The sequence below is a fragment of the Bacillus sp. ok061 genome (assembly GCF_900108285.1).
GTDB classification, from domain to species: domain Bacteria; phylum Bacillota; class Bacilli; order Bacillales; family Bacillaceae_G; genus Bacillus_A; species Bacillus_A thuringiensis_S.
The window spans coordinates 1-4723 of record NZ_FNUW01000073.1 but is presented as its reverse complement, the minus strand read 5'-3'; the positions used below and the strand labels follow the sequence as shown (position 1 = coordinate 4723).

Here is a 4723-nt window from a genome sequence, read left to right as displayed (position 1 = left end):
TCCAGCAATATAATCTTTGCCTTTAAATAACGTATTTCTAATTCTTTTTGTTCAAGTTCTGTTAACCTTTTTAAGCCTTTTCCATGTGCAGATTGTCTTCCAATAGACTGTTCAAACCGATAGGTTTCGCCTTCACGATACCATTTCATCCAAGTTTTAATTTGAGCCACATGCTTAATTCCTAGGGCATCCATAATTTCTTTGTTTTTGAATCCTTGGTGTTTCATTTCAACTACTTTCCACTTTATTTCGGCGGGATAATGCGTCTTTTTCCCCATAAGAAAAACACCTCCATTAAAATCATAACTGATACTTACGATTTAGAGAGGTGTTTTTTTTCGTCTCATTCTAAGGGTTCACTCCAATAGGAAAGGATCGCGTTTTTTATCTCCAAATACCTTACGGAATCTTGCTAGAGATGTTGGTTTCGTACAACGAACCAGTAAGTACTAAGCAAAAGATTTAATCGCTTTATGTGTATAGATGAGCCAAAATGTAGCTATGACTTCTTTAACTCAGTTATCTAGCTGTTTAGAAGCATCAACAGCAGTACTTATCAGTCCTGAGGGACTGAATCAACGATTTAATAAGGCGTCCGTCCAACTTTTACAACACCTACTAGCCGAACTATTAAACAAAAGATTAACCTCATCTATGCCAATTTCTTCTCCATATACTTCTGTTTTCAAGCGTATTCGTATTTTAGATTCAACTACATTTCAACTTCCAGATCCTTTTTCATCCGTTTATCCAGGTGCAGGAGGATGCAGCCATACAGCGGGAGTAAAGATGCAGCTTGAGTATGATTTATTAAGTGGACAGTTCCTTCATATTCATACGGGTCCAGGGAAACAACATGATCGAACCTACGGTTCCCTGTATGTTCCAACTGTGACAGCGAATGATTTATGTATCCGAGATTTAGGGTATTTTCATTTGAAAGATCTTCAACACATACAAGATAAAAAGGCTTACTATATCTCTCATATTAAATCAAATACACGTATTTATCAAAAAAAATCCCGCCCCTGATTATTTTCAAGATGGAAGAATCAAGAAAGGTACAGAGTATATCCAGATAGATATGGTTGTCTTAATGAACTCTCTTCAACCAGGACAAACATGTGAAATATCCAACGCTTATGTAGGAATGACTGATAAAGTCCCAACTCGTGTCATTATTCATCGGCTAACAAAAGAACAACAAAAAAAACGATTACAAGATCAAGCTGTAAGTGAGAAAAAGAAAGGAATAAAGTATTCCCCTCGTAGTAAACGTCTCAGTGGTATCAATGTATATATTACAAACACCCCTACAGATATTATCCCGATGGTACAAGTACATGATTGGTATCCTTTACCTTGGCAAATCGGCGTGTCCAGATAAGGACACATTATCTAGTTGGTGAAAGTCCAATCGGGAGAATAGACTCCACTCCGGTAACCTGGGAGGTGCCATGACAAAAACACCCATCACTTTGCAGGAACTAAGGCAACGAATCTATCGAAAGGCGAAGTCTGAACCTACGCACCGGTTTTTGGGGCTATTTACCCACATTACCAAAATGACAACCCTTCACGAAGCATATCAACAGGCGAGGAAAAACAACGGTGCTCCAGGCATTGATGGAAAAAGTTTTGCTAATATAGAACTAGAAGGAGTTATCCCATTCTTAACGGGTATTCAAGAGGAATTGCAAGCTGCAATATACCGATCACAAGCCAACCGAAGAGTAAAAATTCCAAAGGCAAATGGCAAAATGCGAACTCTGCAAATTCCGTGTATACGAGATCGTGTAGTACAAGAAGCGCTAAAACTCATATTAGAAGCAATTTTCAAAGCTGATTCCTGTCCAAACTCGCATGGGTTTCGGCCGAAACACTCTCCACATCAGGCATTGGCAGAAGTACGACGCAGTATATTGCGCCGTATGACCATAATAATTGATGTTGATTTGTCACGCTACTTTGATAGAATCCGACACAACATATTATTGAAGATAATCACGAAACGTGTACAAGACCCACAGGTTATGCATCTTGTAAAACAGGTAATTAAGGCAACAGGAAAGATCGGTGTCCCGCAAGGGGGGCCATCTTCTCCACTAGCCGCGAACATTTACCTCAATGAAGTGGATTGGACATTTGATGCCATTCGACGCAAAACAGCTGATGGCAATTACGAAGCTGTAAACGATCACCGTTTTGCCGACGATATAGTTATCGCTGTAAGCGGACACTCCAGTAAAAGTGGATGGGCTGAACTGGCATTACGACGACTGTGGGAACAGTTAAAGCCTTTGGGAGTTGAACTGAATCTGGAGAAGACTCAGATGGTCAATGTCCTAAAAGGAGAATCCTTCGGATTTTTAGGTTTTGACCTGAGATGAATACCGAACCGAAATAAGAATGGATTCTTCGTTTTCATGATCCCGAAGAAGAAAGCTCACACGACAGTGAAAGCAAAAATTCGCGAACTCATTCAAAATGCAGGAGCGAAGCCAGCACAAGACTTAATAAAGCAAATCAATGCCGTACTGATTGGTTGGGTGAACTACTTCCTTGTTGGGAACTCTAGTCAAGCCTTCAGTGAAGTACGTGATTACACGGAGATAAAAATTCGTACACTGTTAACGAGAAGGAAACGACGACGAAAGCTTAGCATCGGATGGCAGAGATGGAGTAACAAATATCTCTATGGTGCACTGGGGCTTTACTGGGATTGGAAAGTGCAGAGAGTTTCCGATGAAAGTGTCTGCACTTTGATAGGTCTCATAATCCTTTCGATGAAGTTTATGGGGTGAGCTGCTTGAGGGAAAACCTCACGAGCATTTCTTATGGGGAGGGGCTGGAAACGGGACATAACTGATACCGCGCCAGTTCTTTACCCAACAGATTTTATTTAAAACGGGGAAATCATTCTTTCATATTCATCATTGTAAAAAGATAAAGCAAGAACGATTGGAATGTCATTCATATTGGAAACTGATTGCCATACTACTCATTTCTTCTACCATATTTCAAATGCGGCAATTGCTTCTTATGAAAAAGAAATGAGAACTGAGTAAATATAAGGTCATATATATGATTAAAGATTACTTGCTTCTTTTCCAATCTATACAGAACATACTAAGATTAGTAGTGCAGACCAAGGCATTGGTTCGCACTACTATTTTTTATATAGTAGACGTGAAGAGAAGGTCGTGGGTGTCTTGGGATCCTGAATCCGTATACAAAACTGACCTTCTTCACTTACCTTATTTGAATCAGTTTTTAGTATGTTGGTCTTCGAGATCGTGTATAAGAAATGAGAATCGATAAGTGTAAGTTGAAGTCTTCAATTCCACCTAAGGAGGAACTTTATGAAACACGTAATTGCGTTTGACATCAGTATGGGTAAAAGTTATATGGTAATTTATAATGCACAGAAACAATGTGTATTTGAAAGTGAAATTAAGCATTCTAAACCTGAATTCAAAAAGTTACAAGAAAAGATTCATGAGCTTACAGATAAGACCGGTGAATTGCCTAAAATCGTATTCGAAGCAACAGGTATCTATTCCAGGCAGCTAGAACGATTTATGCAAGATAATCAGTATACATATTGTTTATTAAACCCATTAGAAGCCAAGCTACAATGTGATTCCTTACGGATTCATAAGACCGATCGGAGCGACGCACACCGATTAGCTCTCACTCATTTTACAGCTACCCGAAGGGTATTTACCGGAACTGATAATTTATTCTACCAGCTAAAATCTCTTTCTAGATTGTATAGCGAACTGGATAGTGAATTATCGATAATTCGTGGTCGTATGCATAAAGTAATCCAATTAACATTTCCTGAATTGGAGAGAATGTTTACCAGTAAATCTGATTTATTTTTAAATTTTGTTCAATTATTCCCCCATCCAGATTGTATTTTAGGTCTTTCAAAAACCATTATAAAAAATCGTATTCGTGCCAACACCAATAAAAAAATATCAAATATTACAGCGGAGAAAAAAGCGATTCAGATACTTGAAATAGCGAAAACTTCCTATCCTGCTGTTTCACAGAACGATGTTCTGTGTGATCAACTCAAATTATACGCAAAGCGCTATCAAGAGCTTCTTCACCAAAAAGAATGCTGTATTAACAAGATGGTATATATAGCCGAGCAACGTGCAGAATACAATATCATTCTTAGTCTTCCTGGGATTGGACCGAATACTGCAGTACGCTTGATGGCTGAAATAGGAGATATTACTCGCTTTAACAATAACAAGCAACTCAATGCATTTGCTGGTATTAATATACGCCGTTTTCAATCAGGTAAAACCATTTTTTAAGATAAAATCAATAAACGTGGAAATAAACATTTGCGGAAGCTCCTTTTCCTCATCATCAAGAACATGATTAAACAACGACGTTACGGACAAAATCACATTGCTGAGTATTACGATAAATTAAAAACGCAACCCTATAACAAATGTCATAAAGTTGCGTCCATTGCATGTGTAAACAAGTTCTTGAAGCTCCTCTTTCACCTTATTACACATGATATACACTATGATTATCGGTTAACGGCCTAATATCATAGTTTCATTCATCATATCTCACCCCTAGTAAAAAAACGAGTATATATTAGGGGATCTTTGGTATGCATGATAACAAGTATTTGTTCCTTCTGATATTTACTCCATTAAAAACCTAAAAATACAGGTTGACTAATCGTAAGAAA

At 38.0% G+C, this 4723-nt stretch carries 5 pseudogenes; 4 read left to right on the top strand and 1 reads right to left on the bottom strand.

Annotated elements, in window-relative coordinates:
- A pseudogene (locus tag C4S65_RS33720) lies at positions 1-278 on the bottom strand (IS3 family transposase); the annotation flags it as partial.
- 67 nt (positions 279-345) lie between these two features.
- Here C4S65_RS33720 and C4S65_RS33715 point away from each other — a divergent pair.
- The 4 pseudogenes from C4S65_RS33715 to C4S65_RS33700 all read left to right on the top strand — a co-directional run.
- Positions 346-1378 (top strand): annotated as a pseudogene (locus C4S65_RS33715) (IS4 family transposase); the annotation flags it as partial.
- Positions 1379-1457: 79 nt separating this feature from the next.
- Positions 1458-2804, top strand: a pseudogene (gene ltrA / locus C4S65_RS33710) (group II intron reverse transcriptase/maturase).
- Positions 2805-2892: 88 nt separating this feature from the next.
- Positions 2893-3321 (top strand): annotated as a pseudogene (locus tag C4S65_RS33705) (IS4 family transposase); the annotation flags it as partial.
- 41 nt (positions 3322-3362) lie between these two features.
- Positions 3363-4574: pseudogene (locus C4S65_RS33700) on the top strand (IS110 family transposase).
- Positions 4575-4723 lie beyond the last annotated feature (149 nt).